This is a genomic window from Microbacterium sp. 13-71-7 (assembly GCF_002257455.1).
In the GTDB taxonomy this organism is placed as follows: domain Bacteria; phylum Actinomycetota; class Actinomycetes; order Actinomycetales; family Microbacteriaceae; genus Microbacterium.
The window spans coordinates 1-5896 of record NZ_NCKN01000238.1 but is presented as its reverse complement, the minus strand read 5'-3'; the positions used below and the strand labels follow the sequence as shown (position 1 = coordinate 5896).

The window sequence follows — 5896 nt, the reverse complement described above, 5'->3', positions numbered from 1 at the left end:
GTGGGATCCGCACGACGCCTGGCGCCGCCCACGCAATCGCGGCGGCAGCCCCAGCTCCGTCCGCCGGCCCCTCACCGATGCCCTCGGCCCACCCGGGTGAACCAGCCCCGGGCCGAAGCCCTCGCCCCACCGAGGTGCAGGAGGGTGGATCCCCCGGGCGTCCGAGTAGCCCGGTCGACAGAAGCAGGTTCGAAGGATCGACCCGCGGACGCGCTAGTGTCCGAGCATGGGACGCGACGAGCGCAGGCCCACCGTGTACTCCGCGGTGCCGAAGAACCTCACGGCGCCGTACGTGATCCCGCCGCTCCAACACGATCGGGACGGCCGCCCTCGTCCCGCCGGCGCTCCGGCGCCCGAGACGCCGCCGCAGCGACGGTCGTGGACGCCCCTCATCGTGATCGCCATCGCGGCGCTCATCCTGATCCCCGCCACACTAGGGCTCGTCGCCGGGCTGTCCGAGCAGTCCTCCTCCGGGGGCTCTGCGCCCGACGGCGTCCCACCGGTCGTCGCAGCGAGCCCGCCTGCCGCACCCGCTCCGGTTGTCGACCCGGCGTTTCCCGCCCTGGATCCCGCGCAGCTGGAGGCCCTCCTCCGCGATCCGGCCGGACACGAGGGGGAGCAGCACACGGCCTACGTCGAGATCCAGGTCGGCACGGAGAGCATTCCGCAGAGCCTGCGCGACACCACGGGGCTCATCGGCTTCATCGGCGTGACGCAGCCGGAGCGCGCACTGCAGGACGCCGCGAACCCGGTCGCGCTGACGGCGGATCCAGAGGTCCTCGACTCCGTCGTGAGCGGCGATGTGCTGCGGATCGGGTTCGCGGTGCCCTCGGCGGCGAATCGGACCACGGTGTACAACGGCGCCGGGATCCCCGAGCTGCGGGTCCTCACCGCCGAGAAGGTCGTGACCCTGCCCTGAGCATCCGAGGTCCGCACGCCTTCCCGCGGCACCCCGTGCGCACTACCCTTGACAGGGTGGCACCCAGACGTGCCGATCCGACAGATCCCGTTCTCAGCCACCCGGAGGCTCCGCCGTGCCCGACACCCCCGCAGCGCTTCCCGATCTGCATCGCTCGGCCGCCGTGCTCTTCGATCTCGACGGCGTGCTGACGCCGACCGCCGAGGTGCACATGCGCGCCTGGCAGGCGGTGTTCGACGAGGTCTTCCTGCTCTGGGGCATCGTCCCGGCGTACACCGACGAGGACTACTTCGCCTACGTCGACGGCAAGAAGCGCTACGACGGCGTCGCGAGCCTGCTCCGCAGCCGCAACGTGGAGATCCCGTGGGGGTCCGTCGACGACGATCCCGAGGCCGACACCGTCTGCGGCATCGGCAACCGCAAGAACGTGGCCTTCTCGGAGGCGCTGCGCCGCGACGGCATCGCGCCGTATCCCGGATCCCTCGCCCTGCTGCAGGAGCTGAGCGCCGCGGACGTGCCGATGGCGGTCGTCTCCAGCTCCAAGAACGCGGAGGAGGTGCTGGCCACGGCCGGCATCCGCGACTTCTTCTCGGTGGTCGTCGACGGCGTCGTCGCCGAGCGCGAGCACCTCGCCTCCAAGCCCGCGCCGGACGTGTTCCGCGTCGGCGCCGAGCGCATCGGCGTCGACCCGGCCTCCGCGGTCGCCGTGGAGGATGCGACCAGCGGCGTCGCCTCGGCCGCCGCAGCCGGCTACGGCACGGTGGTCGGCGTCGACCGCGGAGCCGGATCCGACTCCCTCCTCGCCCACGGCGCGACCGTCGTCGTCGACGACCTCGACCGCTTCCTGTCCTGAACCGATCCCCCTCACGGAGAGCACTGCATGATCGATCGCGACCTCTTCCCCGTCGACCCGTGGCGTCTGGTCGAGACGTCCTATCCGCACGTGAACCCCGGCGTCTCGGAGACGCTCATGGGTCTCGGCAACGGGTATCTCGGCCTGCGCGGCAATCACATCGAGGGCCGCAACGCGCTCGAGCACGGCACCTTCATCAACGGCCTCCACGAGACGTGGAAGATCCGCCACGCGGAGCAGGCCTTCGGCTTCGCCGAGGTCGGCCAGACGATCGTGAACGCTCCGGACGCCAAGGTCATGCGCGTGTACGTCGACGACGAGCCGCTGAGCTTCGACGAGGCCGACGTGCGCGAGTACCGTCGGGAGCTCGACTTCCGCACGGGCGTCCTCAGCCGCGAGGTGCTGTGGGAGACGCCCTCAGGCAAGCGGGTGCGCATCCGCGACGAGCGGATCGTGTCGTTCGTCGAGCGCCACCTCGCGGTGCTGCGCCTCGAGGTCACGGTCGAGAACTCCGACGCCCCCGTGACGATCTCGTGCCAGCTGCTGAACCGGCAGGACGGCGAAGACGTCTACGGCGGCGTGCCGTCGATGGCGGCGGGATCCCCGGGGGAGAAGGCCGGCTTCGATCCGCGCAAGGCTGAGCGGATCGGCGACCGCGTGCTGCAGCCGGCCGAGTACTGGCAGGACGGCGGCCGCTCGGCCCTCGCCTACCGCGTCGCGGACTCCGGCATGACCCTCGCCGTGGTCGCCGACCACCTGGTCGAGACCGAGAACGAGTACACCGCGCGGCAGCTCGTCGAGCCCGACATCGCGAAGAACGTGTTCCGGGTGCAGGCGAAGGCCGGCGTCCCCACGCGCGTGACGAAGCTCGTCAGCTACCACACGTCCCGCGGCGTGCCGGCGCGCGAGCTCATCGACCGCTGCCGGCGCACGCTCGACCGTGCCGCGGTGGAGGGCGTGGAGGCGGAGTTCGCCAAGCAGGCCGAGTGGCTGACCGCCTTCTGGGAGCGCAGCGACGTGCGCATCGCCGGGCACGACGATCTGCAGCAGGCGACCCGCTGGTGCCTGTTCCAGATCGCCCAGGCCTCTGCGCGCGCCGACGGCGCCGGCGTCTCCGCGAAGGGCGTGAGCGGATCCGGCTACGGCGGGCACTACTTCTGGGACACCGAGGTCTACGTGCTGCCGTTCCTCACCTACACGTCGCCGCAGTTCGCGCGCAACGCGCTGCGCTGCCGCGTGCACATGCTGCCCGCCGCGCGCCGCCGGGCCGGCCAGCTGAACGAGGGCGGTGCGCTCTTCCCCTGGCGCACGATCAACGGCGAGGAGGCGAGCGCCTACTACGCCGCGGGCACCGCGCAATACCACATCAACGCCGACGTCAGCTATGCGCTCGGGAAGTACGTGCGCGCGACCGGCGACGACGACTTCCTCTACCGCCAGGGCGTGGACATCGCGGTGGAGACCGCGCGGATGTGGGCAACGCTCGGGTTCTGGCGCTCGGCCGCGGGCGTGGACACGTTCCACATCCACGGCGTCACCGGCCCCGACGAGTACACCACGGTCGTCAACGACAACCTCTTCACCAACGTCATGGCCCGGTACAACCTGCGCTTCGCGGCGCGCGTGGTCCGGGAGATGGCCGCGGACGCGCCGGAGGCGTACGACGCGGCGGTGGAGCGGCTCGCCATCGAGCCCGCCGAGGTCGAGCGCTGGGAACGCGCGGCCGACGCGATGCACATCCCGTTCAGCCCGGCCCTGGGGATCCACCCGCAGGATTCGCTGTTCCTCGAGCGCGAGGTGTGGGATCTGCCGGCCACCCCGGCGGAGCAGCGCCCCCTGCTGCTGCATTTCCACCCGCTCGTGATCTACCGGTTCCAGGTGCTGAAGCAGGCGGACGTGGTGCTCGCGCTGTTCCTGCAGGGCAACCACTTCTCCGAGGCGGAGAAACTCGCCGACTTCGAGTACTACGACCCGCTCACCACGGGCGACTCGACCCTGTCGGCGGTCGTGCAGTCGATCCTCGCCGCAGAGGTCGGCTACCAGGATCTCGCGCACGAGTACTTCGAGCACGCGATCTACGTCGACCTGGGAGACCTGCACCGCAACGCCTCGGACGGCGTGCACGTCGCGTCCGCGGGCGGCGTGTGGACCGCGCTCGTGTGCGGATTCGGCGGCATGCGCGACCACGACGGCGAGCTCAGCTTCGACCCCCGTCTGCCGACGGACTGGCCCGAGCTGTCCTACCCGCTGCAGTGGCACGGCTCCCAGCTGCAGATCACGCTGACCGCGGACCAGCTGCTGATCGAGGTGCGGTCGGGGGATCCGGTCTCGTTCACGGTGCGCGGGGCCGCGCACACGGCCTCGATCGACGCTCCGGCCGCCGTGTATCTCGCGGACCAGGGTCCTGTGCTCCGGGGACGCCCGGAGTTCGGCTCCCAGGCTCGGCGCGAGGACGGCACGATCCTGTCGCCGACCGTTCCGACGACCTCCGCGATCCCGATCGTCGGCTACGTCGGAGAATCGGGGGAGTAGTCCCGTCCGTGGCGCTGGTCCCCGAGGCTCTCGAGGGGACCGGCGCCCGCCGCGGGGCCGGTGCTCTCCCGCCCCGGCCTACTCGCCGTGCCTGATCTCGCAGTCACTGCCCGGTGCGAGCACTGCCTCGTGCCCGTCGTCGTAGCGCACGACGAGGAGCTCGCCGCGCACTTCGAGGACCACGCCGGATCGCTCCGCGCCGCCCACCACCCGGCCGTGGATGCGGATCCGGTCGCCTGCTGCCACCTGCGTCATCGTCCACCTCCTCTTTCAGGGTACGTCCGTTCGAGGGCCTGCGGCAGGGGTTCTCGGGGGCTTCTCCCGCACCGTCCGGCGCGGTGTCGGCGCCGTACTCGCGGATGCCACGGTGCCGGCGCCGGATGGCCCGCGCCGATGTCCGACGCACACCGTAGTCTTGACGGGTGAGCACAGCCCTGTACCGCCGTTACCGGCCCGAGAACTTCGGGGAGATGATCGGGCAGTCGCAGGTGACCGATCCGCTCATGACCGCGCTGCGCGGCGACCGGGTGGGCCACGCCTATCTGTTCTCCGGCCCGCGAGGGTGCGGGAAGACCACGTCCGCGCGCATCCTGGCGCGCTGCCTGAACTGCGCCGAGGGGCCCACCGACACCCCGTGCGGGGTGTGCCCGAGCTGCGTCGAGCTGTCGCGCAACGGCGGCGGATCCCTGGACGTCGTCGAGATCGACGCGGCCAGCCACAACGGCGTCGACGACGCGAGGGACCTGCGCGAGCGCGCGACGTTCGCGCCCAGCCGCGACCGGTTCAAGATCTTCATCCTCGACGAGGCGCACATGGTGACGCCGCAGGGCTTCAACGCTCTACTGAAGCTCGTCGAGGAGCCGCCGCCGCACATCAAGTTCATCTTCGCGACCACCGAGCCCGAGAAGGTGCTCGGCACGATCCGCTCCCGGACGCATCACTATCCGTTCCGGCTGGTGCCGCCCGCAGCGATGCTCGAGTACGTCGAGAAGCTGTGCGCCGAGGAGGGCGTGACCGTCGCCCAGGGCGTGCTGCCGCTCGTCGTGCGCGCCGGCGGCGGATCCCCGCGCGACACCCTCTCGCTGCTCGACCAGCTCATCGCGGGCTCGGAGAACGGCGAGGTCGGCTACGAGCGCGCGGTCGCGCTGCTCGGGTACACGCACTCCGCGCTGCTGGATGAGATCGTCGACGCGCTCGCCGCGGGCGACGCGGCCGCCGCCTTCCCCGCGATCGACCGGGTGGTGCAGACCGGACAGGATCCGCGCCGCTTCGTCGACGATCTGCTGGAGCGGCTGCGCGACCTCATCGTGATCGCGGCGGTCGGGGATGCGGCCTCCGCGGTGCTGCGCGGGGTCCCAGAGGACGAGCTGACCCGGATGCGCGGTCAGGCCGCGGCGTTCGGCGGTCCGCGCCTGTCGCGTGCGGCGGATCTCGTGAGCTCGGCGCTGGACGACATGTCGGGAGCGACGTCGCCGCGACTGCACCTCGAACTGCTCGTCGCCCGTGTGCTGACCGCTCTCGCCGGAGGCGGGGAGACGGCGCCCGCGGCGATTCCCGCCGCTGCCCCTGCTGCCGCGACCGCTGCCGCCGCG

5 protein-coding genes are annotated in these 5896 nt (G+C 71.6%); 4 read left to right on the top strand and 1 reads right to left on the bottom strand.

Features of this window, described 5'->3' with window-relative positions:
- Positions 1-226 precede the first annotated feature (226 nt).
- From B7X32_RS17560 to B7X32_RS17550, 3 genes are all read left to right on the top strand, one after another.
- On the top strand, positions 227-919 hold the full coding sequence (locus B7X32_RS17560) for a hypothetical protein (protein WP_292722563.1): 693 nt from the start codon (positions 227-229) through the stop codon (positions 917-919).
- Between the two features lie 115 nt (positions 920-1034).
- Positions 1035-1772 (top strand): beta-phosphoglucomutase family hydrolase, encoded by a 738-nt coding sequence (locus tag B7X32_RS17555; protein WP_292722562.1) that lies wholly within the window; start codon positions 1035-1037, stop codon positions 1770-1772.
- Between the two features lie 27 nt (positions 1773-1799).
- The gene (locus tag B7X32_RS17550; RefSeq protein ID WP_292722560.1) at positions 1800-4304 is read left to right on the top strand and encodes a glycosyl hydrolase family 65 protein; all 2505 of its coding nucleotides are present in this window, start codon (positions 1800-1802) and stop codon (positions 4302-4304) included.
- Between the two features lie 78 nt (positions 4305-4382).
- Here the strand turns inward: B7X32_RS17550 and B7X32_RS17545 are convergent, their stop codons facing one another.
- A complete protein-coding gene (locus B7X32_RS17545; protein ID WP_292722557.1) occupies positions 4383-4559 on the bottom strand; it encodes a DUF1918 domain-containing protein in 177 nt (58 codons plus the stop codon).
- A gap of 167 nt (positions 4560-4726) precedes the next feature.
- Between B7X32_RS17545 and B7X32_RS17540 the strand changes: the two genes are divergently transcribed.
- A partial coding sequence (locus B7X32_RS17540) for a DNA polymerase III subunit gamma and tau (protein ID WP_292722554.1) occupies positions 4727-5896 on the top strand: 1170 nt, incomplete at its 3' end.